Source organism: Pantoea sp. EABMAA-21 (genome assembly GCF_030053335.1).
GTDB classification, from domain to species: domain Bacteria; phylum Pseudomonadota; class Gammaproteobacteria; order Enterobacterales; family Enterobacteriaceae; genus Pantoea; species Pantoea communis.
Genome location: NZ_JASGBX010000005.1, coordinates 229644 through 255825, shown reverse-complemented (window position 1 = coordinate 255825; position 26182 = coordinate 229644). Strand labels below are relative to the sequence as shown.

26 protein-coding genes are annotated in these 26182 nt (G+C 56.2%); 19 read left to right on the top strand and 7 right to left on the bottom strand.

Features of this window, described 5'->3' with window-relative positions; genetic code table 11:
* Window positions 1-364 precede the first annotated feature (364 nt).
* Entirely contained in the window at window positions 365-562 is a 198-nt protein-coding gene (locus QMZ65_RS10020; protein ID WP_034825302.1) for a hypothetical protein, read from the top strand.
* A gap of 78 nt (window positions 563-640) precedes the next feature.
* On the opposite strand, the gene QMZ65_RS10015 is transcribed toward QMZ65_RS10020, so the two are convergent.
* The gene (locus tag QMZ65_RS10015; protein ID WP_283215924.1) at window positions 641-2008 is read right to left on the bottom strand and encodes an amidohydrolase family protein; all 1368 of its coding nucleotides are present in this window, start codon (window positions 2006-2008) and stop codon (window positions 641-643) included.
* A gap of 89 nt (window positions 2009-2097) precedes the next feature.
* A complete protein-coding gene (locus tag QMZ65_RS10010) occupies window positions 2098-2958 on the bottom strand; it encodes a LysR family transcriptional regulator (RefSeq protein ID WP_058961528.1) in 861 nt (286 codons plus the stop codon).
* 87 nt (window positions 2959-3045) lie between these two features.
* On the opposite strand from QMZ65_RS10010, the gene QMZ65_RS10005 reads away from it, so the two are divergent.
* The 6 genes from QMZ65_RS10005 (at window position 3046) to yniD (ending at window position 8746) form a co-directional block, all read left to right on the top strand.
* Complete coding sequence (locus tag QMZ65_RS10005) at window positions 3046-4215, top strand: cyanate transporter (RefSeq protein WP_283215923.1); 1170 nt, start codon at window positions 3046-3048, stop codon at window positions 4213-4215.
* Between the two features lie 228 nt (window positions 4216-4443).
* Window positions 4444-6093: an L-lactate permease gene (lldP, locus tag QMZ65_RS10000; RefSeq protein WP_097117535.1), complete on the top strand. Its 1650-nt coding sequence runs from the start codon at window positions 4444-4446 to the stop codon at window positions 6091-6093.
* Window positions 6090-6875: a transcriptional regulator LldR gene (lldR, locus tag QMZ65_RS09995; protein WP_034830467.1), complete on the top strand. Its 786-nt coding sequence runs from the start codon at window positions 6090-6092 to the stop codon at window positions 6873-6875. The genes lldP and lldR overlap by 4 nt, the downstream gene beginning before the upstream one ends.
* Entirely contained in the window at window positions 6875-8065 is a 1191-nt protein-coding gene (lldD, locus tag QMZ65_RS09990; RefSeq protein ID WP_097117534.1) for an FMN-dependent L-lactate dehydrogenase LldD, read from the top strand. The genes lldR and lldD overlap by 1 nt, the downstream gene beginning before the upstream one ends.
* 66 nt (window positions 8066-8131) lie before the next feature.
* The gene (locus QMZ65_RS09985) at window positions 8132-8560 is read left to right on the top strand and encodes an OsmC family protein (RefSeq protein ID WP_034830472.1); all 429 of its coding nucleotides are present in this window, start codon (window positions 8132-8134) and stop codon (window positions 8558-8560) included.
* A 78-nt stretch (window positions 8561-8638) separates the two neighbouring features.
* Entirely contained in the window at window positions 8639-8746 is a 108-nt protein-coding gene (gene yniD / locus QMZ65_RS25245; RefSeq protein ID WP_097117533.1) for a small membrane protein YniD, read from the top strand.
* A 111-nt stretch (window positions 8747-8857) separates the two neighbouring features.
* Here the strand turns inward: yniD and QMZ65_RS09980 are convergent, their stop codons facing one another.
* Entirely contained in the window at window positions 8858-9091 is a 234-nt protein-coding gene (locus QMZ65_RS09980; protein ID WP_283215922.1) for a hypothetical protein, read from the bottom strand.
* Between the two features lie 111 nt (window positions 9092-9202).
* The gene (locus QMZ65_RS09975) at window positions 9203-9373 is read right to left on the bottom strand and encodes a hypothetical protein (protein ID WP_007887091.1); all 171 of its coding nucleotides are present in this window, start codon (window positions 9371-9373) and stop codon (window positions 9203-9205) included.
* 213 nt (window positions 9374-9586) lie between these two features.
* Here QMZ65_RS09975 and QMZ65_RS09970 point away from each other — a divergent pair, with 213 nt between their 5' ends.
* A complete protein-coding gene (locus QMZ65_RS09970) occupies window positions 9587-9772 on the top strand; it encodes a hypothetical protein (protein WP_034830477.1) in 186 nt (61 codons plus the stop codon).
* Window positions 9773-9814: 42 nt separating this feature from the next.
* Here QMZ65_RS09970 and QMZ65_RS09965 read toward each other — a convergent pair whose 3' ends face one another.
* Window positions 9815-10462 (bottom strand): CPBP family intramembrane glutamic endopeptidase, encoded by a 648-nt coding sequence (locus tag QMZ65_RS09965; protein WP_034830547.1) that lies wholly within the window; start codon window positions 10460-10462, stop codon window positions 9815-9817.
* 216 nt (window positions 10463-10678) lie between these two features.
* Here QMZ65_RS09965 and QMZ65_RS09960 point away from each other — a divergent pair, with 216 nt between their 5' ends.
* The 3 genes from QMZ65_RS09960 to QMZ65_RS09950 all read left to right on the top strand — a co-directional run bounded on the left by QMZ65_RS09960 (window position 10679) and on the right by QMZ65_RS09950 (window position 14383).
* The gene (locus QMZ65_RS09960; RefSeq protein WP_097117532.1) at window positions 10679-13273 is read left to right on the top strand and encodes a bifunctional diguanylate cyclase/phosphodiesterase; all 2595 of its coding nucleotides are present in this window, start codon (window positions 10679-10681) and stop codon (window positions 13271-13273) included.
* A gap of 320 nt (window positions 13274-13593) precedes the next feature.
* Window positions 13594-13893, top strand: a complete 300-nt coding sequence (locus QMZ65_RS09955) for an I78 family peptidase inhibitor (RefSeq protein WP_097117531.1) — start codon at window positions 13594-13596, stop codon at window positions 13891-13893.
* A gap of 172 nt (window positions 13894-14065) precedes the next feature.
* A complete protein-coding gene (locus QMZ65_RS09950) occupies window positions 14066-14383 on the top strand; it encodes a hypothetical protein (RefSeq protein WP_097117530.1) in 318 nt (105 codons plus the stop codon).
* Between the two features lie 114 nt (window positions 14384-14497).
* On the opposite strand, the gene QMZ65_RS09945 is transcribed toward QMZ65_RS09950, so the two are convergent.
* A complete protein-coding gene (locus QMZ65_RS09945; RefSeq protein ID WP_097117529.1) occupies window positions 14498-14752 on the bottom strand; it encodes a biofilm development regulator YmgB/AriR family protein in 255 nt (84 codons plus the stop codon).
* 393 nt (window positions 14753-15145) lie between these two features.
* On the opposite strand from QMZ65_RS09945, the gene QMZ65_RS09940 reads away from it, so the two are divergent.
* On the top strand, window positions 15146-16453 hold the full coding sequence (locus QMZ65_RS09940) for a multidrug efflux MFS transporter (RefSeq protein WP_034830491.1): 1308 nt from the start codon (window positions 15146-15148) through the stop codon (window positions 16451-16453).
* Here the strand turns inward: QMZ65_RS09940 and QMZ65_RS09935 are convergent.
* Complete coding sequence (locus tag QMZ65_RS09935; protein ID WP_283215921.1) at window positions 16392-19472, bottom strand: beta-galactosidase; 3081 nt, start codon at window positions 19470-19472, stop codon at window positions 16392-16394. The genes QMZ65_RS09940 and QMZ65_RS09935 overlap by 62 nt on opposite strands.
* Window positions 19473-19725: 253 nt before the next feature.
* Between QMZ65_RS09935 and QMZ65_RS09930 the strand changes: the two genes are divergently transcribed.
* The 7 genes from QMZ65_RS09930 (at window position 19726) to QMZ65_RS09900 (ending at window position 26157) form a co-directional block, all read left to right on the top strand.
* Window positions 19726-19872 carry a hypothetical protein gene (locus QMZ65_RS09930; RefSeq protein ID WP_166933682.1) on the top strand — a complete coding sequence of 49 codons (147 nt, stop codon included), beginning with the start codon at window positions 19726-19728 and terminating at the stop codon, window positions 19870-19872.
* 210 nt (window positions 19873-20082) lie between these two features.
* Window positions 20083-20337, top strand: a complete 255-nt coding sequence (iraP, locus tag QMZ65_RS09925; RefSeq protein WP_034830496.1) for an anti-adapter protein IraP — start codon at window positions 20083-20085, stop codon at window positions 20335-20337.
* 136 nt (window positions 20338-20473) lie between these two features.
* Window positions 20474-20776, top strand: a complete 303-nt coding sequence (locus QMZ65_RS09920; protein WP_034830548.1) for a PsiF family protein — start codon at window positions 20474-20476, stop codon at window positions 20774-20776.
* A gap of 235 nt (window positions 20777-21011) precedes the next feature.
* Entirely contained in the window at window positions 21012-22535 is a 1524-nt protein-coding gene (locus QMZ65_RS09915) for a sodium:solute symporter family protein (protein WP_283215920.1), read from the top strand.
* Window positions 22536-22537: 2 nt separating this feature from the next.
* Complete coding sequence (locus tag QMZ65_RS09910; protein ID WP_283215919.1) at window positions 22538-23311, top strand: glucosamine-6-phosphate deaminase; 774 nt, start codon at window positions 22538-22540, stop codon at window positions 23309-23311.
* A 1-nt stretch (window position 23312) separates the two neighbouring features.
* The gene (locus QMZ65_RS09905; RefSeq protein ID WP_283215946.1) at window positions 23313-24467 is read left to right on the top strand and encodes an N-acetylglucosamine-6-phosphate deacetylase; all 1155 of its coding nucleotides are present in this window, start codon (window positions 23313-23315) and stop codon (window positions 24465-24467) included.
* Between the two features lie 154 nt (window positions 24468-24621).
* Window positions 24622-26157, top strand: a complete 1536-nt coding sequence (locus QMZ65_RS09900) for an FAD-dependent oxidoreductase (RefSeq protein WP_283215918.1) — start codon at window positions 24622-24624, stop codon at window positions 26155-26157.
* Window positions 26158-26182: the final 25 nt, after the last annotated feature.

Genomic DNA, 26182 nt, shown 5'->3' with positions numbered 1-26182 from the left:
GATTGCGGCGGTCAGTCTCGCAGAAAGGGCTGCTATCGGCAATGCAAATCGCGCAATTGATAACACATTGAAATCAATTAGCGTGACGATCGTTTGATTAAATTTTCGCCTTTAATAGGTGTAAAATTCTAATCATTTTATTCTTTGTGACCGGTTGCTTCAAAAGATGTGAAACGTCTTTCCTGAATGAAAAGGTGCAATTAGCGTTGATAAAGGGACTATGTAGCGTCTTTTTGACCTGTTTTTGTCTATGTTACGCTTATGTGTCACTTAAGATGGGTAAAATTCCGATTAAAATAACCTGCCGTTTTGCTTTATATTTGGCGCGCCATTTGGCAAACAATAATATCTTCAGAGGTCCACTTTGAGTCTTTACGTCCAGGGACAAAACGAAGACATTCTGAAAATCGTCGGCCGCGCCGTGTTAACCCTGCATCTGCACGGAGAGACCTTATCTTCGGATAAAGTCAGCTCCATGATTGCCTGTTACGCGGAAGAAGAGCCAGCTAGCGACGATGAAAACCAGCGTTTGTATGCGCTGGCGATTCAGATGTTATCGTAAATCCAGCAACTCGTATGGGGCGCTTGCCGCCCCTGCATTTACCGTTCATCAAGCCTCCGTAAGGAGGCTTTTTTGATCTCAGACGCTGAACACCGGCATACCGCTGTGGAAGGTGGCTCGTACCAGCGAGATGCGGGCGACAGCCTCAGCGGAGCAGCTCGCCTCAACCAGCATCATGCTGGCGTCATCCTGGACTTTCGGCCACTGGCGCTCGCCCTGGTTCGATAGCGGCAAGATGCCGCCGGTGGCAATGTGCAGTGCCCGGCTCAAACCAAACTCATCCGAACCGCGATAGAGTTGTGCATACAGGTTGGCTTTCTCCAGCATGCTGCCGGTGCCAAACGGTGACCAGTGATCGATCACGCTGTCGGTGCCGGTCATTACCGTGATGCCCGCGGCCTGCAATTGCGGTAACGGCATGGTGAGTTTGCCGATGGGGATGGTGGACGCCACGCTCATCTGTTGTTCAGCCATGCCTGCAATCATCTTATCGAGCGTTTTGCCTTCCAGCGTGGCCAGCGCAAAGCCATGGCTCAGCGTCACTCTGCCTTTGAGCGGCGGGTTCTTCGCGATGGTGTCCACCATATACTGAATGGCCGCCACGCCAGAAGGTGCGGTTTCGTGCAGATGGATATCGACGCCACGATCAAAATCGAGCGCAATCTGGAACATGACATCCAGCGAGGCCTGCATCGCGCCATCCACATTGGTGGGATCCAATCCGCCAACGTACTGCACGCCCATCTGCATCGCTTCGCGCATCAGGCCATCCACTTTGGAATGCAGTAAACCGTGCTGTGGGAAGGCGACAATTTCACAGGGAAATTCGGGGTGGTTCGCCAGCGCCCGCTTCAGATGCTCCAGGCTTTTTAGGCCACTCACCGGATCGATGTTGCAGTGGCTGCGTGCTTCGGTGGTGCCTTTACTGTGCAGCAAACCGATCAAAGCTTCGGCACGCGCCTGTGAGGTGGGCAGTAACTGCGGGATTAATACCTGCTCACGGGCAATCATATCCATGATGGTTTTGCCCTGACGTGGGCGTGGCGCTTGCCAGGGGCCACTATAAAATGTTTTGTCCAGGTGGATGTGCATGTCACGGGTGCGCGGCAACAGCAGCGAACCATGGGCATCCCACTGCGGAATGTCGGCGTTGCGCGCTTTACCAGCGGCTTCGATGGCGGCAAATTTGCCGTCTTTAACAGTGATATCGTAAAGCGCAGTACGCGTCGCGATGATGTCGTTGCCGTCACGCTCAAAGCCTTCCTCGAGGCGTACGTTGAGCAATTGGTAATGATCCACGCGCGGCGGCGGCGTAGAGATTGGCGCTGCGGCGGAAGAGGGCGATGAGGCGGCGGCGTTCATACCGGCTGCCAGCAGGCTTCCGGCTGCGGTGAGGCGGACGCCCTGGCTAATGAAATCGCGACGGCTAGGTGAAGTGAGGTGCATCAGAGGCTCCAGTCAACAAGTAAAACGTTAATCTGGCAAAACCCGGGGCGCGGCGCTGCGATATTTCCCACTGCTGAGCAGTGGGAAAATCACTGCCACTTTAACTGGCAAAATTCCACTAACGCCACGGCCAGCGCCTGTTGCAAATCATCCTGTGGAGAGCGGCAAAACAGCGCCAGCTCAAAGTGGCTGATCGGCGGTAAGCCTGCGGCTTCGTCCAGCACACGATGGCCGGGCAGGCGACAACTGGCAGGCAGCAGCGTTAAACCTAATCCGGCCGCGCTGGCACTGGCGAGTGCCACCAGACTGGCGCTGCTGTAGCTGATGCGCCAGCTGCGGCCCAGCGCATCCAGCGTCTGACACATCTCCTCGCGATACAGTCCCTGCTGGGGAAATACCACCAGCGGCACTGGCGTCTGCTCAAAGCAGGGGTGTTCGGCGCTGTCCAGCCACAGCAGGGGCTCCGGTCGCGCTGCCAATGGGCGTTCACCGCCGGGTTGCTTGATCAGCATGATATCCAGCTCTTCTCGCTGCCACGCACGATGCAAGTCGACATACATGCCGCTCATCACATCGAGGCGCAGCTGCGGATGCTCGCGGCTGAACTGCGCCAGCAGTGCTGCGGTGGGGGCAGCAAAATCCTCCGGTACGCCGAGGCGCAGGACGCCATCGCGCCACTTGTCGCTCAGCACATCGTGCGCTTCACCGTTGAGCGCAATAATGCGGCGGGCATAGCCCAGTAATTTCTCTCCCTCTTCAGTTAACACCACCTGATGCGAGGTGCGCTCCAGCAACGCTTTGCCAATCATCTCCTCCAGGCGGCGCACCTGCTGGCTGACGGTGGATTGCGATAGATGCACGCGGTCGGCGGCGCGCGTAAAGCTGGCGGTTTCGCATACCGCAACAAAACTGAGTAACTGCTGTGGCGTAAACATCGGCTGACGATTCATTTTTCCACTGATCACTATGGTGTTATTTCATTTCCAAATAGTAATCATTGCTGCGACCCTGACAACCTTTCTACTGCAGGATTGTGTATGAACCGACATTCCAACGGATTGACGCTCGCCGCTTTGGTGCTGGCCGGGCTCAATATGCGTCCGTTACTGACTTCTGTTAGCCCATTGCTGGGCGAACTGCGCCAGGCCATGAGTCTCTCTTCCATTGCCGCTTCGTTGTTACCCGCCGTACCGATGGTGATGATGGGCGCGGTGGCGCTACTCAGTGCCTCCCTGATGCAACGTGTTCCGCTGCAACGTTTGTTGATCGCCGGGCTGGCCCTGCTGCTGCTGGCGCTGGCCGCACGCGGTGTGATTCACGACGGGCAATGGCTGGTTGTCAGCGCGCTTTTTGCCGGGCTGGGGGTTGGCGTGGTGCAGATGGCGATGCCAGGGTTGATCCGCCAGCGCTTTGCCCAGCGCAGCGCCCCCGTTACCGGGTTGTGGGCGGGCGCGTTGATGGGCGGCGGAGGATTGGGGGCAGCACTCTCGCCGTGGCTCAGTGCGCATTTCGGCTGGTCACTGGCGCTCACCGGTTGGGCACTGCCCGTATTGCTGGCGATTGTGCTGTGGTGGATCGTGCGTGTGCCGGTGGCGCAAAGCGCAGAGTCGGTATCTATGCCCTCGCTATGGCGAAAACCGCGCGCCTGGTCGCTGGCACTCAGTTTTGGCCTGGTCAATGGCGGTTATGCCACGTGCGTCGCCTGGCTTCCGGATGCTTATCACCACCTTGGCTGGTCAGCACAGGCGGGCGGCTCGTTACTGGGGGTGATGATCCTTTGCCAGGTGGCTGGCGCATTATTGATGCCCTTGCTGGCGCGCAAGGCGGATCGTCGTCCACAGCTGATCATCAGTCTGGTTTGCCAGCTGGTCGGTATGTGCGGTTTCCTGTTTGCTCCCCTGCTGGCGCCATGGTTGTGGGCGGCGATTGCCGGATTTGGTTTAGGGGCTGCGTTCCCGCTGGCGATGGTGCTGGCGCTCGATCACCTGCCACATCCGCAGGCGGGTGCACGCCTGGTGGCGTTTATGCAGGGCGCAGGTTTCATCATCGCCGGGTGTATGCCGTTTATCGCCGGTCAGTTGCAGGTGCTGACGCGCAGTTTTACCAGCGTGTGGATGATGCAGGGCGCCGTAACGGTGGGATTGATCGTGCTGAATCTTCGCTTTCATCCCCACAGTTATCGTCGGGCCTTTGGTCAGACAGAATGATGATTGGTCCTACCAAAGCGATTTAAATGTTGCCACATCGTCACAGAACACGAAAAATAACCCCAGCCTCGTTGCTTTAGGTTAACAATGCATTAACTATCTGGAGCCAGAAAGCCCCACACTGCAATTTGGTCCTACCAATTTCAGTGAGCAGAAGGGCAAGACCTGCGGCGCAAACCTGCATTGCCGTTGCGCTGCACTCATCTGGTAACCTCTGGAGATAACGGCATGCCGGTGTGGCAACAAAACTACGATCCTCTCAACAATCTGTGGCTCTCCAGCCTGGTGGCGGTGATCCCGATTGTGTTCTTCTTCTTCGCCCTGCTGAAGCTCAAGCTGAAAGGCTATCAGGCGGGCACCGCCACGGTGGTGATTGCACTGCTGGTGGCGCTGTTCCTGTATGGCATGCCGTTGGGCCAGGCGCTGGCTTCCGTGGTCTATGGCTTCCTGTACGGCCTGTGGCCAATCGCCTGGATCATCGTCGCGGCAGTATTTGTGTATAAAATCTCGGTGAAAACCGGGCAATTCGACATCATCCGTGCTTCGATCCTCTCCATCACACCCGATCAGCGCTTGCAGATGCTGATCGTCGGATTCTCCTTCGGCGCGTTTCTCGAAGGGGCGGCGGGTTTTGGCGCACCGGTGGCAATCACCGCAGCCCTGCTGGTGGGATTGGGCTTTAATCCGCTGTACGCGGCTGGCTTATGCTTGATCGTCAACACCGCGCCAGTAGCCTTTGGTGCGATGGGGATTCCGATTATTGTCGCCGGGCAAGTCACCGGACTCGACAGCTTCCAGATTGGCCAGATGGCCGGGCGTCAATTGCCGTTCCTGACCCTCATTGTGCTGTTCTGGATCATGGCGATTATGGATGGCTGGCGCGGTATCAAGGAAACATGGCCAGCAGTGATCGTCGCGGGTGGATCGTTTGCCATTGCGCAGTTCCTCAGCTCCAACTTCCTTGGCCCGGAATTGCCGGACATCATCTCGTCACTGGCCTCTCTTGTCTGCCTCACGCTGTTCCTGCGCCGCTGGAAGCCAGTACGTATTTTCCGTTTCGATGAGAAAACCGCCGTTGACCCGACGCAAACCTCTCAGCGCTATACGCTGGGCCAGATTGTGCGCGCGTGGATGCCATTCCTGTTCCTCACGGCTACCGTCACTCTGTGGAGCATTCCGCCGTTCAAGGCGCTGTTTGCTAAAGGTGGCGTGATGTATGACTGGGTGTTTAGCGTTCCGGTACCGCTGCTGCATGAGCTGGTGGCACGTATGCCGCCGGTGGTGAGTGCGGCAACGCCTTATGCGGCCATCTTCAAGTTTGATGTGCTGTCAGCCACCGGTACAGCGATTATCGTGGCGGCGGTGCTGTCCGTGATCTGGCTGCGTATGAAGCCCGCTGCGGCGATCCAGACCTTCGGTGAGACGCTGAAAGAACTGGCACTGCCCATCTACTCCATCGGTATGGTGCTGGCCTTCGCCTTTATCTCCAACTACTCCGGATTGTCTGCCACACTGGCCTTAGCGCTGGCGCACACCGGCAATGCCTTTACTTTCTTCTCGCCGTTCCTTGGCTGGCTTGGCGTGTTTCTGACAGGATCTGATACCTCTTCAAATGCGTTGTTCGCGGCGTTGCAGGCCACCACCGCGCAGCAGATTGGTGTGTCGGATGTGCTGCTGGTGGCCGCCAACACCACGGGTGGCGTGACGGGTAAGATGATTTCACCTCAGTCGATCGCCATCGCCTGCGCCGCCGTGGGGCTGGTGGGTAAAGAGTCGGATCTGTTCCGCTTTACCGTTAAACACAGTCTGATCTTCACCTGCATGGTGGGGGTGATCACAACGCTGCAAGCTTATGTCTTAACCTGGATGATTCCATGACAGAAAACACGCCGCGATTAGCGGAAACGCTACGGGCGCGATTGCTCGCCTGGATTGAGGAACACCAGCTGGAGCCGGGTATGCGCTTACCGGCCGAGCGCCAGCTGGCCGCTGAGTTCGGTGTGTCACGCTCATCATTGCGTGAGGCGATTCAGCAGCTGATCAGTAGCGGCGTGTTAATCAGTAAACGCGGCGGCGGTACCTGGCTGTGTGAGCCGCAGGAGCCCTGGTCGGAACAGCGTATTGTTGAGCCGATTCGCCAACTGCTGGCGGACGATCCCGATTATCGCTGGGATATTCTGGAAGCGCGCCACGCCATCGAAGCCAGCACCGCCTGGCACGCCGCCTTGCGTGCCACTGAAGCGGATAAAGAGAAGCTGCGCCTCGCTTTTGATGCTCTGCTCAAGATGCACGACTGTGACGATCCCGATATCGCGGCGCAGGCCGACCTGCGCTTCCATCTCGCCATCGCTGAGGCCTCGCACAATGTAGTGCTGCTGCAAACCATGCGTGGTTTCTTCGATTTGCTGCAGTCTTCGGTACTGCATAGCCGCCAGCGCATGTACACCCAGCCGGTGATTTTTAATCGCCTGAATGAACAGCACCAGGCGATGTTCGATGCGGTGATGGCCGGTGATGCCGAGGCGGCACGCCAGGCAGCGATGGATCACCTCGGCTTTGTGCATACCACCTTGAAATCACTCCATGAAGATGAAGCCCGGCAGGCGCGCATTACCCGCTTGCCAGGCGAATCCCTGGATAATCGTAAGGAAAAAAACTGATGATCATCTCTGCAGCCAGTGACTATCGCGCCGCGGCGCAACGCATCCTGCCCCCGTTCCTGTTCCACTATCTTGACGGCGGCGCGTATGCCGAACACACCCTGAAGCGCAATGTGTCCGATCTGTCGGACGTGGCGCTGCGTCAGCGGGTGCTGAAGAACATGTCCGATCTCAGTCTGGAAACCAAACTGTTCAACGAAACGCTGTCGATGCCGGTCGCGTTAGCGCCCGTGGGGTTGTGCGGCATGTACGCGCGACGCGGGGAAGTGCAGGCCGCGCGTGCAGCGGCACTGAAAGGTATTCCGTTCACGCTCTCCACGGTATCGCTGTGCCCGATTGAAGAGGTAGCGCCAGCCATTAATCGTCCGATGTGGTTCCAGCTGTATGTGCTGCGCGATCGTGGTTTTATGCGCAACGCACTGGAACGCGCGAAAGCGGCGGGCTGCTCGACGCTGGTCTTTACCGTGGATATGCCGACGCCGGGCGCGCGTTATCGTGATGCGCATTCGGGCATGAGCGGGCCAAATGCGGCGATGCGTCGCTACTGGCAGGCGGTGACGCATCCGCAGTGGGCGTGGGATGTCGGGGTGCATGGGCGTCCGCACGATCTCGGTAATATCTCCGCTTATCTTGGCAAGCCTACCGGACTGGAAGATTATATTGGCTGGCTGGCGAACAACTTTGACCCGTCGATCTCATGGAAAGATCTGGAGTGGATTCGTGAGTTTTGGGATGGGCCAATGGTGATCAAAGGCATTCTGGATCCCGAAGATGCGCGTGATGCGGTGCGCTTCGGCGCGGACGGCATTGTGGTCTCGAACCACGGTGGACGCCAGCTGGATGGCGTGCTGTCATCGGCGCGCGCACTGCCCGCCATTGCAGACGCCGTGAAAGGCGATATTGCCATTCTGGCCGACAGCGGTATCCGCAACGGGTTGGATGTGGTGCGCATGATCGCCCTCGGTGCAGACACTGTCCTGCTGGGTCGCGCCTTTATCTATGCGCTGGCGACGCATGGTCAGCGTGGCGTTGAGAATTTGCTGAATTTGATCGAAAAAGAGATGAAAGTGGCGATGACGCTGACCGGGGCCAAAACCATTGCCGAGATCACCCAGGACTCGCTGGTGCAGGCGAATGCGCTGCTGAGCGAAGCGGGTTTACATCCGGCTCGACCGCGTGCCGTGAGCTGAGGCGCGGAAAGCAAAATGAGTGGAGTTGTCTATACTGACTGCTGTCTGACTAACAGGAGGAATGACATGACCATTCATAAGAAAGGATCGGCCCATTGGGAAGGCGACATCAAAGGCAAGGGTACGGTGAGCACCGAAAGTGGCGTGCTGAGCAACCAGCCTTATGGCTTCAATACCCGCTTTGAGGGTGAGAAGGGCACCAATCCGGAAGAGCTGATCGGTGCTGCACATGCGGCGTGCTTCTCCATGGCGTTGTCGCTGATGCTGGGTCAGGCTGGGCATCCGCCTAAAAGCATCGACACCACCGCGGATGTGTCCCTGGACAAGAAAGGTGAAGGTTTTGCCATTACCAAAATTGCACTCACCAGCACCATCGCGCTGCCAGGCATCGACAGTGCCAAATTTGATGAGATTATTCAGAAAGCCAAAGCGGGCTGCCCGGTATCTCAGGTGCTTAATGCCGAGATTAGCCTGGACTACACGCTGAATAATTAATCGCCCTTACGGGTTACCAGCGGTAGAATAGCGATGCGCCTTAGGGCGCATCGTTGCTTTCTGCCGTCTGGAGGATGCGTGGGGAAAAAACTGGCTGCAACTAAACACTGGAAAATGATTGTGGTGCTGCTGTGCATCTGCGGCGCGCTGATGCTGATTCGCTGGGCGGCGATGATATGGGGCTGAAAGACTGGATCTGCCGCCATAAGCTCGGCGTGCTAGTGATGGTGATTTTGGTGCTGGAAGGGGTGCACTATCTGCTGACCGCCTCCTGGTTGCCATGGCAACTCGGTTGATTCAGGCGTACTCGCTGTCTGGATGGCGAACGTTACGCACACTGCTGCGCGCAATGCGATAGGCCTTGCGTGGGTCGCCCGCCACAAACTCAAAGGTCGGCGAGTAGTAGAATGGCAACCAGCCTTCAAAGCTGCTCTCCCACTCCCAACGCACCGGGCAGGGCCAGAGAATGCCATCATACAAAATGTAATAAACCCAGCGTCCGTTTGGACGACGGGGGCGAGTAGTCTTCATGGGATTCACAACGGTAATAGTGTAAAGCAGCTTATATTTTGGACGCTATGCGCCAATCTTGCAATGCCGCCTGGCTTATTTTTGTACAGTTCAAATAAAACTGGCACCGAATTAACGGTGCACTTCCCCGCACAGCAGGACCACATTCGGCCGGACTTTATGTATGCGGTCGGCCATTTGCTCACAGGCCACTTTGGTTGGGTAGATACGTTCTGACACGGGTAAGGCGTCACAGGCATCATGTCCACACGCGCTCACTAACAACACAAAACCAATCAGCATGATTGGACTCCTTTAACACGTTCCTGATGATACGGAAGCAGTGGCTGTTCGTTCCTTTTTTTAATCCAGTATAGCCAAACGGCACGAGAGTCAATGATCACCCTGAGCGGCCTGGTGGTGCGAACGGCGAGATTATAACCAGACGGACGCACAACAGCAGTACAATCTGGGCTAAACTGTGCGGCCCTGACAAAAATGATGAGTGAGTGACCAATGTTGAACGAAATTGCCCATCCGGCCAGCAGCCCAAAACAAGCCGCGCTGCAACTGGTGATTGAACTGGTGCGTGCAGGCAAACTCAGCCCAATGCAAGGCGATGCTTCAAACATGATTTCTATTTACGAGCAGTTCAAAGCCCATTTTGAGGCGGACAAGCACAAAGACTCGGCCATTTCCTGATGCTTTTATTCTGAAAACAGCGCAATCTCTTGCGCTGTTTTTTTATGCATAGAACCAGGCGGGCAGAATCGCGATCAGGTTATTCAGCGTATGCAGGAAGATGGGCAGCGCGAGGCTATTGCTGCGCAGACGGGCGTAACACAGCAACAGTGAAAACAGCGTCAGGGCCACGATGGTTTCCCAATGCACGTATTGCGTGTGCATCGCGGCGAACAGCAGCGAGGTGAGCAGCATGCAGGCGAAGCGACTTTTCGGCGCCCATAACAGAAACCCCTGTAACAGAAAACCGCGGAACAACACCTCTTCAAACACTGGCGCGAGCAGCACGGCGGTCAGCAGCAGGATCAACATCGAACTGCGACCCTGTTGGCTCTGGGCAATCAACCAGCCTTCCGGTTGCAGGAATTGCGTTTGCGCCACCATCAGTGCCACCAGCGCACCCACAAACAGCAACGCCTGGCCGGGACGCAGATATCCCAGCGGAATGTCAGTGCGGCGTTGGCAGTAAAAACGATACAGCGGGTAAATTACCGCGAATTCGAACAAGCAGAGCACCGGCACCAGTAAACCGTTATTACGCAGCGCCCCATAGTTGGGAAACAGCGTAATCAGCATGGTCACGACGTAATACACCACAAAGCTCGCGGCGTAGAACAGCGTCAGCGTCACCTTGTCGGATTGGGTGTCCATAGTCAGCTCAATGGGCAGAGGAAAACGCATAGTAGCAATGGCGATCATTGCTGTCGAGATGGCCCCACACAGAATCGCACTGCTCAAAAATTCCGCCGTGAGGACTAAATCTGCGGCGGCCTGCGCCGATAACCGAAAAAACCATTACAGGACAGAGGCGCCATGAACGCGCACCCTGTCTTCTTTTTTGCTGCCTCTGTTTTGCGAGCATATTGCATGAATTCTGAGTATCACCGGCACGCGACCTTGCCTGCCAGGGCTAATATGGAAGCACACACCGTTCGGGTGACGCGACGCAGTCTGCGCACTCTGACATCGCTGCTGTTTGGCGTGCTGCTGCTTTCAGTCGTGATGGTGCTGGTGATAGCCCACCGACAAAACAGCGACTCGATCCAGCAGGATGTCAACCTGATGCGCCAGGCCTGGCTACAGCAGCAGGAGAAGATGATCATCGATGTGCGTGATTATGCGAACTGGGGGGAAGGCTGGAAAAATTTGCACCTGACGGTGAATAAAGTCTGGGCGTGGGACGAAGAGAACTTTGGCCCCAGCCTGTACAAAGAGTATCACTACGATGGCGTGTTTGTGATCGATGGCGCCGGCAAAACGCGCTATGCGGTGGTGAATGGCAAATTGTCAGAGGCGTCGCTGGAGAGCTGGTTAGGTGGGCAAGCTGCACTATTGCTGGCCGCCGCACGTCACCAGCCCGAAGATGGCATCACACGTAACGTGATAATCAATCAGCAGCCGGCATTGGTGGTGGCCGCACCGATCACCCCAGGCAAGGTGCCCGATCTCCCCACCATCTCTGGCCCTTCTTCGGTGATGGTGTTCGTCAACATCATGACTCCGGAAAAACTGCAGGCGCTGGGCAAATCGCTCAATGTGATTGCGCCGCGTATTGCGAATGGCTTAAACGATGCGTTGTATGAACCGCGTCTGGTCGAACCGGTGATTCAGGGCGAATCGCTGGTATTGCGCTGGCAGGCCAAAAATCCCGGTTTTGGTGTGATATGGCTGATGATGCCGCTGTTGCTGTTTACGGCGTTAGCGGTTGCGCTGGTGACGCGCCGGGTGATTCGCCATGCGCTGCATAATGCAGTTATTTCCGATCGTCGCTTTGAAATGCTGGCCATCAGCCAGCGTGAACTGGCGAACAGTGAAGAGCGTTTTCGCGATCTTGCAGAAGCGGCCTCGGACTGGATTTGGGAAGTGGACGATCAGGGCCGCCTTTGCTATCTCTCCTCGCGGTTTGCCGCCGTGACAGGACACGAGGTCAAAAGCTGGATTGGGCGGCCGCTGGATCAACTCCTCAGTCATCCCAGCCATTCGCTGGTGGCCTGGCTGTTGCGTCAGGGCGATGAAATGCAGCATGTGCCGCTGCGCTGCCAGTTTATGGCCGCCAATGGTGAGCGCCGCATCGGCGAATTGATGGCGAAAACCATTCGTCGTAATGGACTGCGCACCGGCTTTCGCGGCACGGTGTCCGATATTACCCATGAGGTGGATGCAGAAGCGCGCATCCAGTTCCTGTCACGTCATGATTTGCTCACTGGCCTCGCCAACCGCATGCAGCTACAGGAATTCCTGACCACACATCTGGAAAATGCCACGCAAGAGGCACCGCTGTTTGTGATCAGCTTCGATCTCGATCAGTTCAAACCGATCAACGATTCTTGGGGCCACGCGGTGGGCGATGTGGTGCTGAATGAGATCTCTCAACGGCTGAAAAACCTGATCGGCCCAGATGAACTGGCGGCACGACTGGGCGGAGATGAGTTTATTCTACTGCTGCGCGAAAGCTCGCGCGCCGGTCTGGAGTATCGCTGCCGCGCACTGCAACGCGCCGTACATCAGCCGATTATCAGCGGATCGCATCAACTGAGTCTTACAGCCAGCATGGGCATCGTCAGCGCACCGCAGGACGCCAGCCAACCGGAAGCCTTGCTACGGCTTGCGGACATCGCTCTCGGCCAGGCACGCACGGCTGGACGCGATCGCTGGGTATGGTACTCCAACGATATGGCCAACCATATTCAATCGAAGCGCGATATGGTGCAGGCGATTGAAGAGGCGCTGCGCAACAACACATTTTCACTGCACTACCAGCCGCGCTATCAACTGCAAACGGGACAGCTGGCTGGCGCAGAGGCGCTGATTCGCTGGCAGGTGGGCGAGGATAAATGGATTACCCCTGACCGCTTTATTCCGCTGGCGGAAGAGAATGGGCTGATCGCTGCCATCAGTGACTGGGTGCTCATGCGCGCCTGCCATGATGCCAGCGATTGGGGCGACCAGCGCTATGTATCCGTGAACATTTCACCGGTGGAGTTCCGCAACAGCGATCTGGTGGATCGTGTGGCGCATGCGCTGGCGGTTAGCGGCTTACCGGCCACCCGACTGGAGCTGGAGATCACTGAAAACGTCACCTTCGAGCATCCCGATCGTGCGCTGGAAATCATGCAGGGGCTGCGTGCGCTTGGCGTGCGGCTAACGGTCGATGATTTTGGCACCGGCTATGCCGCATTGGGTTACCTGAAAACCTTCCCGTTCAATGGTTTGAAAATCGATCGATCGTGGATGAAAGAGTTCCCGGAATCCAGGCAGGCGCAATCAGTGGTGGCGGGGATTGTCGGATTGGCACGCGCCTTTGCGCTCACCATCACGGCAGAAGGGATTGAAACCGAAGCGCAACTCAACGAGCTAAAAGCGCTGTCGTGTGAAGAGGGGCAGGGCTATTTTCTTGGCAAACCGATGCCGCTTGCGGCATTTAATGCGCGTTTGCAGGATGAAAAAGAGGCCGCTCAATAGGCGGCCTCTCGTTGATGGCGGCCGTTTTGCCGCCAGCATTATCGTGGCTTAGCGCACCCGAACCGCAACCACGGTCATCAGGATGGCAAAGCCGATAAAAATAGCAAGTTCCATCATCGTCTCCTCAGATAATTCTTAGTTAATTATAGTGACTGAGTGCGTAATTTTTAGACAGCGCGTGCGATTAATCCTGGAAAATGAGAGGAAGATCGCGTGTTACAGCACAATTCTTCGACCAATCCGCTGGCATTGTTTTCACATCAACGGCTTGCTTTGTTACTCTCGGGAATGGTTCGTTTACTATCCAGGAGGAGAAACTTGTGACCCATTATGGAAAAGCGTTACTGGCCACGGCCTTTTTTGCCTTAACCGCCTGCCAGTCAGCCAGCAAACCGGACAGCACCGCTGCCGCCAGCCACGATCCCGAAACCGATCAGTGTGGCGCATCGCAATATCAGAATTATATCGGCCAGCCACTGAGCAGCCTTGATACCCAACGCTTTGCGGTGCCGGTGCGCGCCATTCCGTGGAACGGTGCCGTCACCATGGACTTCAACCTGCGCCGCCTGAACTTTACTGCTGATCAGAGTGGTAAAATTTCGCGGGTTTATTGCGGATAAATTCAAACGGACATCGCATTGTCATTGGGCTGTCATGGCGCCGGGCGAGGATAGCTGCGCATTACGGAGATTTCCTCGTCACTCTCGAATATGCAATGCTCGTCTTGTTTCTTCCCGCCTCGGCGGGAATTTTTTTATCTATTAATCCGTACTGGATTGATGAGGAGCGACGATGAGACACACCAAAAAAATTCTGCTAATCACCCTGCTATTAAGTCCACTGACGCACGCCTCGAGCGAAGCCGCCTGGCAGCAAAACAGCCAAACCCGGCAGCAAGCCTGTCTGAAAGCCAGCGGCCTGAAAGGGGTGAAGGTGGTGGGGAAACCGATTCAGTATGACGACAGCGTCGGCTACGACGCGGTACTGCTGGAAGGGCGTTATCCGCAGAAGCACATGAAAAATCAGATTGGGCGTGAGCTGTGCCTGTACCAGCGTACAAGCGGAAAAGCGGTGGTCAGCGAGGCCGATCACCTGCGCGCAGTGAAGTAACACGATATTGAGGCGCGCCCGCTTACGGCGCGTCTTGAAGTCCCTGAACGCTGCAGATGTCCTTTAAATCCACCGCACATAAGGCGATTTCTTCGGTGGTTTAATGACGGTACCTTACGGCTTTTGTTGCCTGTCTTCCAGCAACTGCGCCAGCAAATTACGATAGCTTTGGAGCTGCTGCTCATCCCCTTCAAACTCCAGTTTGGCAATCACCCGCGCAATGATCGCTTTGCTGGTCGCGGGCTGACCATCATCCATCAATTCGCGCATGATCGCTGCCAGCAGATCGCTCTCGTGCGGCGCATGCCAGGCAGGGCTGTTAAAGTAGTCGGTAATCGCCCGACTGGCGCTGTTAGGATGTATTCTCATGGCTGACCTCCGCAGAGACAACGATGCCCACCGCCGGTTATTGGCAGCATTGGGAAATATGGGTTAAGCATGGGAACTGTCCAGAACCGGCAGCGCCTCGCCAGCGATGGCCGGTGATTTTTTAAACATAGATGCGGCGTCGAATATTGTCAGTAATGGATAGACATATTTTTTCACGTTTGCGCTTCGTCGCGACGCGCTTATCTTGCTGAGTTGTTTGTTACAGCACATAAAGACACTATAAATCGTGTCCCTTACACTATTTGCTGTGAGCAGAATCACGCAAGGCAGCGGAAAACCGCGTTTTTAACCCGATGCCATGTTTTGCCGTCCAGCGATGTTATGAGGTTGTTAGACTGAACCCTCATTTCATTTTTTCTGATGTAGATGCCCATGCTACGCTCCATCGAGTCCTGGAAGGTCAATCTGATTTCGGTCTGGTTTGGCTGCTTTTTCACTGGATTGGCCATCAGCCAGATCATTCCCTTCCTGCCGCTCTACGTTGAGGAACTCGGTATCCATGGCGCCAATGCACTGAGCGTCTGGTCGGGTCTCACCTTCAGTATCACCTTCATCGTATCTGCTGCGGTGGCACCGCTGTGGGGCAGTCTGGCTGACCGCAAAGGGCGCAAGCTGATGCTGTTACGCGCATCCTTTGGCATGGGCGCGGTGATTCTGTTGCAGGCGTTTGTGACCGAAGCATGGCAACTGCTGCTGCTGCGTGCGCTAATGGGCCTGACATCCGGTTATATTCCTAATGCGATGGCGCTGGTGGCCGCTCAGGTTCCGCGTGAGCGCAGCGGCTGGGCATTGAGCTGTGTCTCCACCGGGCAAATTGGCGGTGTGATTCTGGGGCCGATGATTGGCGGGCTGCTGGCTGACTGGCTGGGACTGCGCATGGTGTTTATTGTCACGGCAGTGCTGTTGATGGTGAGCTTCCTTGTCACGTTGTTCCTGATCAAAGAGACCGGCTACACGCCAGTGAGCAAGCAGGACAAAATGAGCGGACGCGAGGTGTTCCGCAGCCTCGACAATCCTCGCCTGATGATGTGTCTGTTCGTCACCACCATGGTGATCCAGATGTGTAACGGTTCGGTGAACCCGATCCTGACGCTGTTCGTGCGTGAGCTGGCGCCCGATGCGCAGAATCTTGCTTTCCTCAGTGGTGTGATTGCCGCACTGCCGGGCGTTTCGGCGCTGATCTCCGCCCCTCGTTTGGGTAAGCTGGGCGATCGCATTGGCACGCAGCGCATTCTGATGGGCACCATGCTGTTTTCTCTGGTGTTGCTGATGGCGATGTCATTCGTTACCAGCGCCACTCAGTTAGGCGTGCTGCGTTTCCTGCTGGGCTTTGCCGATGGCGCGATGATGCCTGCAGTACAAACGCTGCTGGTACGCCACTCGCGCGATAATGTCACCGGACGCATCTTTGGCTACAACCAATCCTTTATGTATCTCGGCAACGTGGCCGGCCCGCTATTGGGTGCGGCGGTGTCTGCTGCGACCGGCTATCGCTGGGTCTTCTTCGCTACCGCCGTGGTGGTGCTGTTGAATGTCCTGCTTCTGCGCCGCTTCTATCGCCGCCCGAAAACTGAGCTGACTCCACCGCTGAGCCAGCAAGGTGAGGCGGCGAAGAAGTCTACTGGCGCAGCGTCAGCGCGTAGTGCCACTGCTGCTGAGAAAGCAAAAACTCCGGGCTGACGCTGGGGCTCCAGGAATCGTCACCGCCCACGCCCATATGGAAGCCATCAAGGTGCAGCCAGCAGCCTTCCTCTTCCCGCAACAGATGGCGATGCGAGGTATCACGCAGCTGTTCGAGGCTGTAGCGGCTGAGCGAGAACGCAAAATCGCCGCTCGCCTGCCAGCTGCCGGTATCAAGCTGGCGCGTACCGCAGCGCAATCCATTTTCACCGGGAAACACATAGGCGGTACTCAGCGAAGTCAGCGGCTGCTGCCAGTGTGAAAACTGCGCCGCCAGCTGACGATCCGGATAGTTTTCATGCGGGCCCAGGCCGAGCCAGCTCACACTCTGCGGCGCGCTCCTCAACTGACAACGCAACCCGATGCGCGCGGGAGCAGGCAAGCCCGGCGCCTGTTGCACCTCGACACTGACGCTCAACTCACCGTTGCCACCGATCTGATAACGCTTGTGGCTGGTAAAGATCACCTGCCCATTGGCCTCCCACTGATGCCAGGTTTCAATCAGCACGCTGTGTTTCAGACTATCGACCTGCATATCCAGCAGCACCGCTTCCAGCTGGTTATAGCCCGCGTGTTTCCAGCGCTCCACCCAGGCATTGGGATCGACATTGGCGGCTTCACTGGTGCCGATATCGTTATCAATCGGCGCGCGTACAAAGCACTCCTGCAATGACGTCAGCATCGTCTCTTCATCGTGAACAAACCATTGCACCAACTCCCCACTGCGGCGCGAGAAGTGCCAACGCTGTTGCGGCAGTTGCACGGCAACCAAATCATGATTGGCAATCAGCTCTGGCGCGGTGGGCGTGGCATCAATCACACGAGGCATTAACGCGGCGGGCAGCGGCCACTGATCCCAGGCCACGCGGGCATCGGCTTCCGACCATGCGGTGGCAGCGATCTGATGCACCGCGAGATTCAGCCACGCATTCCCCTGTAAATGTTCAGCGGCTGGAATATCAATCGTCTGGCTGCCCTGCGCGGTGAGATGCAGCGGTAATTCGCCCTGCGCGACGGAAACGCCATCCTGTTCAATCGACCAGCGCAGCACTTCATTATCGCTGCCGCGGAACAGGTACTCGCTGGAGATCGTGAAACGCCAGGCGTTACTGGCATCGCGCTGGAACTGGAAGAATTGCTGTGCACGCTGCGCTTCAAACAAAGCCGGATGCGGCGTTCGATCGGCAAACACCAGACCGTTCATACAGAACTGGCGGTCGTTAGGCGTGTCGCCAAAATCGCCGCCGTAAGCCTGCCATGGCTGGCCTTGTTCGTCATAACGCATCAGGCTTTGATCGACCCAATCCCAGACAAAACCGCCCTGCAGGCGCGGGAACTGACGGAAGGCCTGCCAGTATTTGGCGAAGCCACCGAAGCTATTGCCCATCGCGTGCGCATACTCGCACAGGATCAGCGGACGCGTTTCACCCGGCAGGCCAATCCATTTTTTCAATGACCACTTCGGTACGGCAGGGAAGGGCTGATCCTGATCGACGCGCGCATACATTGGGCAGACAATATCGGTGGCGGCAGTATTGGCGCCACCGCCTTCATATTGCACCGGACGGGTCGGATCGCTGCTTTTCACCCATTGATAGAGCGCATCATGGGTACTGCCATGGCCGGACTCATTGCCGAGTGACCAGATGATGATACAAGCGTGGTTACGATCGCGCTGCACCATGCGCGTGATGCGCTCGCTATAGGCGGCGAACCAGCGTGGATCGGCCGATAAACGGTTCATTGGCTGCATGCCGTGGGTTTCAATATTGGCCTCATCGACGACATACAGGCCATATTCATCGCACAGGCGATACCACAGCGGATGGTTGGGATAATGCGCACAGCGAACGGCGTTGAAGTTGTGGCGTTTCATTAATTCAATATCGCGCCGCATGCTGGCTTCATCCACCACCTGGCCATTTTCCGGATGATGTTCATGACGGTTAACGCCGCGAATCAGCAGGGCCTTGCCGTTGACGCACAGTTGACCGTTTTCAATGCTGACACGCCGGAAGCCGACATCGTAGGCTTCGGCTTCAATCACCTGCCCGTTGTCATCCAATAGCGTCACCACGGCACGATAGAGATGGGGCGTTTCCGCACTCCACAGCAGGGGATTTTTTATCGGCAGCACCAGCAGCGCGCGCTCTGGGTAATGCCCACGTTCGTCAATCACCGCACTGCCCGGCGCTTGTTCTTCACTGCCGATGCAGGTTTCGTCCTGCCACAGGCTCACACGCAGACGGCACTGATTAAGCGGTCGTTCACCGGCGTTAATTTTGACACTCACGCGCAGATCGCCACGGATATATTCCGGGCTCAGCGCCGTTTCGATTTGCACGTCGGCCAGTTGGGTTGATGGCTTATGGAGCAGGCTGACGTCGCGGAAAATCCCGCTCATGCGCCACATATCCTGATCTTCTAAATAGCTGCCATCGCTCCAGCGCAACACCATCACTGCCAGTCGGTTCTGGCCACGCTGTATTGCCTGACTGAGATCAAACTCGGCTGGCAGGCGGCTGTCCTGTGAATAGCCGATCCACTGGCCGTTACACCACAGGAAAAAGGCCGAGTTAACACCGTCAAACACAATGCGCGTTTGTCCTTGCGTCAGCCAACTCTCATCGACATTGAATGTGAGCGAATAACATCCTGTGGGGTTTTCCTTGGGAACAAACGGCGGGTTCACAGGAATCGGATATTGCACGTTAGTGTAGATTGGCGCGTCAAAGCCATGCAGCTGCCAGTTTGCAGGCACGGGCAGGGAATGCGCGCCAGGCAAATCCTGCAGCAACCAGCTTTGTGGCACCGCTTCAGGCTGTGAGAAATAGCTGAAACTCCACTGTCCATTCAGTAACTGGCGTGATGGAGAAGGGGCATCGTCGCGCGCACTGACTTCATCGCGCCAGCTGGAAAACGGCGGATGGGCATCCAGACGGTTCAGGCTAGTGATCACCGGATTTTCCCAGTCGCGACGCGCCAGGATATCACTGAGAGAAAGGGTGGGCAGGGTCATGGTAAGATCTCATTGATTGTAATGCGCTCACATTGCGTCATTTCGTGCGGCGTGTAAAGTGATCGACCGCCCGCAATGGTTGAAATTTTCTACAATATGATGATGCCTCTGTGGTTTTTTTGCGGGCGTAGTGCCAGTAATTTGTTAAGCGTGGTGAGCAGAGATGAATAGCGCCGGGTTGCAGAGAATTCTGTATTGTCGTGCCCGTTACCGCCTCATACACTCAGCCCGATTTCACCATCCAGAGGTAATTATGGTCCGTATTATTAAACTCGCTGCCGTTGTGGCATTGGTGACCGCGTTGAGCGGTTGTATCTTCCCACCGCCGGGTGGCGGAGGCGGTTGGGGTGGTCCTGGCGGCGGTGGCGGTCCAGGTCGTGGCTTTATGGGACCCCATTAATTAGCGCCAGACGTTAATGCATGAATACGCGCGAAACGTTTCGAGAAAGCCCTATCAATGAAGTGAAACGTTTCGCCGTTACATATTGAAATTCCGTTTCTTTTTTAACGCTGCGCTTATTCTAAATTTTAAGCAAACCGCCAAAAATCCCTGTTGTTTTAACCCCCTCAATGCTAACGTCTGTTTTCCATCTCTTATTGAGCCTGTCGCATGAAAAACCTTATCGCGGAACTTCTGCTAAAACTGGCTGAGAAAGAAGAAGAGTCAAAAGAATTAGTGGTCCAGGTAGAGGCATTAGAAATTGTGCTGACGGCCATGCTGCGTAAGCTGGATCCTGAACAATTCAACGAGATTGCGGCCGGTATCGCCACCGCGATGCCTCCACTTGCCCCTGCGGCAGAAACCCCAGATACCACTCTGCTGCGTAACTACGTTGAAAAGCTGCTGAATCATCCCCGCGTGTAAGCGTCACGCCACGCTGAAGAACCGATTTTGCTGTTAGCGTGCTCGCAGCAAGCTTTGGACGAGGGAATATATTTTTTTCTGCATTGCTTATTTCCTGCCATGATTAAGAGGCAATAATTCTATGGAGATTCCGGCAATGAAATCGTGTCTTTTGGCAATGATAGCAGCAGGCCTGCTGTTGGCGGGCAATGCGGGTGCAGCAGAGAAAACCGCCCAACAAAATAAAATGACCATGTGTAATCAACACGCATCTTCTCAGGATTTAAAAGGGGATGCGCGTAAATCCTTCATGAGCGACTGTCTGAAAAAAGACAGCAAGATGGGCAGCATGACGCCGCAGCAAATGAAGATGAAAACCTGTAATACCGACGCGGCTGATAAAAAACTCAGCGGCGATGCACGCAAGACCTTTATGAGTTCCTGCCTGAAAAAAGCCTAATCGAATTGCACCTGATTTAAGGGTTCATACTGTGTATGAGCCCTTTTTTATTGCTTCTCACTCGCTCCCATTCACCGGTCAGAAGAAAAAGTAATAGCCGGAGCGTCGTCACATTTTAAACGCGGTAATGCTGCCAGGATGTATTAATCCTAAATAAGGACTAATTAAAAAATAATCTATCCTTCCCCTCGAACCGGATGCTTTCGTCGGGCAGCTTTGACCTGTGGAGACGGCTATGAATGTGCTTGATTATGCTGTGATGGCGCTGTATGCGCTGATGATAGTGGCCATTACGCTCTGGGCGATGCGTAAAGTCGGCAGCACGCGTGATTTCTTTGCGGCAGGCGGGAAAATGCCCTGGTGGTTGTCGGGCGTCTCGCATCATATGTCCGGCTACAGTGCGGCCGTGTTCGTGGCCTATGCGGCAGTGGCTTATAACATGGGCATCACCATCTATTTCTGGTGGGCGTTTCCCATCTCCGTTGCGGTATTAATTGGGTCGCGCCTGTTTGCCCCACGCTGGGCCAGACTGCGAATCCATATGAATATCGAATCGCCGATGGAGTACCTCGCGACGCGTTATAACCTGCCAACGCAAATGGTGCTGGCGTGGAGTGGGGTGCTGCTGAAAACCTTCGACGTCGGCGCCAAATGGGCCGCCATTGCCGTGATCATCAATGTCTTTACCGGGTTAAATCCGTTGATTGGCATCTGCATCTCCGGGGCGCTTAGCCTGTTTTATACCGTGATGGGCGGTTTATGGGCCGATGCCTGTAATGATTTCGGCCAGTTTGTGGTGCAGTTTGTTGCCGCGATTGTCATGGTGGTGGCCGTGGCGATGCATCTGGGCGGTTTCGGCGAACTGTTCACCATCTGGCAGCACTTGCCCGCCACGCACACCGACATCGTTCAGGAGCCGTATACGCTCGGCTTTATCCTCGCCTACTTTGTGATTTACACCCTGAGCTACAACGGCGGCACCTGGAATCTGGCACAGCGCTTCATCGCCGCACCGGCGGGTCGCGATGCACGTAAAGCGGCGTTGCTCTCGGCCGCACTTTACCTGATCTGGCCGCTGATACTGTTCTGGCCGATGTGGGCGGCACCGCTGCTGTTCCCCAATCTTAGCGATCCCTCACGTTCATACTCTGTGATGGCGATGGAATTACTGCCGAATGGGTTAATAGGATTAGTGCTGGTGGCGATGTTCACTCACACACTGTCGATGACTTCATCAGATGCCAATGCCATCACGGCGGTGGTTACGCGTGACATTCTGCCCGGCATGCTGCCGCGCCATTTTCAGCGCGGTAAAAGCTCGCTGCTCGTCGCGCGTCTGACGGCTTTTCTCTTCATCATCACCACGTTGATTATCGCCATGAATGCCAGCCGTTTCGGCGGTGTGCTGTCTCTGCTGATTATCTGGTTCGGTGGATTAGTGGGGCCCATTTCGATTCCGATGCTTTTAGGCTTACTGCCCGCATTTCGTCGTAGCGGCAGTGCCGCGGCGCTGGTGAGTTGGGCCGTGGGCGTGGGCACCTTTTTCTGCGTGAAATTTATCTTAACTGATGTCAGCACTGCCACTCAGGTGGCCGCCCCCGTGATGTCATCGCTGGTGCTGTTTGTGGTGATGGGATGGCTGCGTCGTGCACCGGTCAGTCCGGAAGTCGACGCGCTGCTCGCGGCACTCAATCAGGATCAGGATATGCCCGCCAGTGCGCACTGGCCGAAAAGTCACAACGCTTCTCAGGAGGGATAAGAATGACGCTTTTACAACAGGGAAAGCGCGACTGCTTGTGGGTCAAGCGCTTCGCCCATCGTGATGCATTAGGCATCGCGGCGGCAGAGGATGCCATCGCCTATTTGCAGCAATTACTGCAACAGCAGGCGGTGGTGCGGATGGTATTTGCTGCCGCCCCCTCACAACATGAGTTTCTTGCCGCGCTGGCTGTCGCGCCGAATCTCGACTGGTCGCGTATTCACGCGTTTCATATGGATGAATACATTGGGTTGAATGAAGATGCGCCGCAGCGCTTTAGCCATTTCCTGCGTGAACATCTGTTTGACCGGGTACAACCTGGCGAAGTGTATCTCATCCCTTCAGGTGGCGATCCTGCGGGAGTGTGTCGCGAATATGCGCGCAAGTTGGAGGCGGCACCGATCGATGTGGTCTGTCTGGGCATTGGTGAAAATGGCCATCTGGCCTTTAACGATCCGCCGGTAGCGGATTTCAGCGATCCGCTTAGCGTCAAGACAGTGCAACTGGATCACGCCTGCCGTCAGCAGCAGGTCAACGACGGCTGTTTCCCCACACTCGAGCAGGTGCCGACGCACGCGGTGACGCTGACGATTCCCGCTTTGATGCGTGGCACCAGGCTGTTCTGCATGGTGCCGGGCGCGACCAAACGCGCAGCGGTGCAGGCAACATTGCACGACGCGATATCCACGGCTTGCCCGGCAACCCGATTGCGCCAGCATCCCAACTGCACGCTATATACCGACGCCGATGCCTGCGCGGAGGTGATTTTTGACTGAAATGCTATTACGCGGTCGCGATTACCGCACGCTGGATCCGATTGAGCTCTACATGTGTGAAGGCCTGCTGGCAGAGGTGCGATCGTTGCCAGATCCCGATAACGATCTGATTCTGGCGCCGGGGCTGGTGGATCTGCAAGTTAACGGCTTTCAGGGCGTGGACTTTAATCACTTTCCTTTTAGCGAACAGGATGTGCTGAATGCCACGCACGCGTTGTGGCAACAAGGGGTCACCAGCTTTATGCCGACGGTGATCACCGCTCAGCCCGGAGAGATTGCGCAAGCGTTGCAGCGACTGGCCAGCGCCTGTGAACACTATTCGGACGTCGCGCTGGCGGTGCCGGGTTTTCATCTGGAAGGGCCATTTTTGTCACCGGAGGACGGCCCGCGCGGTGCGCATCCACGGGAGGCGATCTGTGCGCCGGATGTGTTTCTGTTTGAAAGCTGGCAACGGGCCGCGCAGCAGCGCATTGGTTTGCTGACGCTCTCACCGGAATGGCCGCAAAGCAGCGAGCTCATCCAGCATTGCGTGAAGCAGCAGGTGCGGGTGGCGATTGGGCACACCTCAGCCTCTGCCGCGCAGATTCATGATGCGGTGCTGGCGGGCGCTTCGCTTTCAACTCATCTGGGCAATGGCGCGCACCTGCAACTGCCGCGCCATCCCAATTACATCTGGCAGCAGCTGGCGGAAGATGCGCTGGCGGCCACGCTGATTGCCGATGGTGATCATCTGCCCGCTGAGGTATTGAAAGTCTTTTTACGGGCGAAGGGCGAGCAGGCGCTGCTGGTGAGTGATGTGACCTGCTTTGCCGGGCAGCCGCCGGGCATCTACGATTCGGCAATAGGCGGACGCGTGCAACTGAGCGCGGAAGGGCGGCTGAGTATGGCGGATGCGCCACAGCTGCTGGCCGGTTCCGCGCGGGGCCTGCTGGATGGCGTCAATTTTCTGCTGCGGCAACAATTAGCCTCTTTGCAGCAGGCGATTGAGATGGCATCGATTCGTCCGGCACGGCAGTTAGATTTGCCACAGCAGCATGGGTTGGCACCCGGTGCGCCGGCGGATGTGTTGTTGCTGAAACCCCAGCCAGATGGGGGCGTGGCGTTATTCGCCTGTCTCAAACAGGGCAAAAAGGTGTGGCAAGCCGCCTCAGCCTGAAGCGCGATTTTATTTTCCTCGCTAACGGTGTGATAAGTAATAGCTTATCCGCCGTTACGCTTTGTTTCTTCAGCGAAATTCTCCTGCTTTGCCAGGCTTACTTTTTGAAGGGATTTAATGTCGTCAAATCCAATAACAACGCAGGAGGCTAATCGTGAGCTATCAATCTGTCGTGGAACTCAAGTCGCTGGCGCAGCACAAACCCACCAAATTCACCGTGGGTGATATCGATATGGTACTGGTTCGCGATGGCGAACGGGTGCAGGCGTTGCAGGCAAAGTGCCCCCATGCGGGAGCGCCGTTAGAGCAGGGTGCAATTTGCGGCGACAAGCTGGTGTGTCCGTGGCACAAGGCGGTATTTCAACTGCGCGATGGCAAGATGTGTGAGCCGCTGGCATTGGCCAACCTCAAACGCTATCCGGTGCGTGTTGAACAGGGCAAGGTGCTGGTGAATCCACAAGCGATGACACCCGCCAGTGCGCCCGCCGCTCAGGGCGAATCACCGGTGTGCGTGATTTTAGGTTCCGGAGCCGCAGGCAGTGCGGCGATCTGGACGCTCCGCGATGAAGGTTTCAGCGGGCGCATTGTGCTGGTGGAGCGCGAATCCGCCGCCCCTTACGATCGCACCGCGCTGAGCAAGTTTGTGCCTTCGGGAAAAATGGCGATTGAGGATGTGCCTAAACTCCTTAAGCCGGATGTGCTGGGTTCGCTACAGCGTATTCAGGGCGAGGTCGCGCAACTCAAGGCGCAGGATCAGAGGTTGATTCTTGCTGATGGTCAGACAGTGAAATTTGACCAGCTAATTATTGCCAGCGGCGGCGTGCCGCAGCCTCTTAACATCCCCGGTAAGGATTTGCAGGGTGTGCATCTGTTACGTTCGCTAAATCAGGCGGATGAACTGCTCAAACAGGTGGATCAAACAGAGCAGCTGGTGATCATCGGCAATAGTTTTATCGGTATGGAGATGGCGGGTGCACTGCGCAATCGTGATGTGGATGTCACGGTGATTGCCCGCCATCCATTGCCGTTTGCTAAGCAGTTTGGTGAAGAGATTGGACGCTATTTTCACGATCTGCACCGCAGCAATGGGGTGAAATTTGTTGAGGGTGAGCCGGAAGCGCTGGAAGGGAAAGAACAGGTGCAAGCGGTGCGTCTGAAAGGGGGCAAATCGGTGCCAGCAAGTCAGGTGCTGTTTGCCACTGGCGTGAAACCGGCGACGGATTTCATCCATGATTTGCCACTGCAGGACGATGGCAGCCTGCTCGCCGACGGGCAGCTACGCGTTGCTGACAATATCTGGGTCGCGGGCGATATCGCCAGTTATCTCACGCCGCGTGGCCCGCAGCGTATTGAGCATTATCGTGTGGCGCAGCAGCAGGGGCGAATCGCGGCTCTCAATATACTGGGCAAAGGTATGATGTATGATCGCGTGCCGTTTTTCTGGACCGCACACTACGGTACGCGCTACGAATATCTGGGCCATGCCGAAGAGTGGGACGACTACCGACTGCTGGGATCGCTTCAGGACAAAAGTTTTATCGCCTTTTACTGTCGTCAGGGCATCATCGCGGCGGTGTGTTCAGCAGGGATGTACACGCTGACAGCGGCGCTGGTGGAAACCATGCAGCAACCGATGACGCTGGCGCAAGGGCTGGCGCTGTTTGAAGCGTATCAGGGGCAGGGCGCGTAAAGAGCGCTGCACAACATTGGACGGA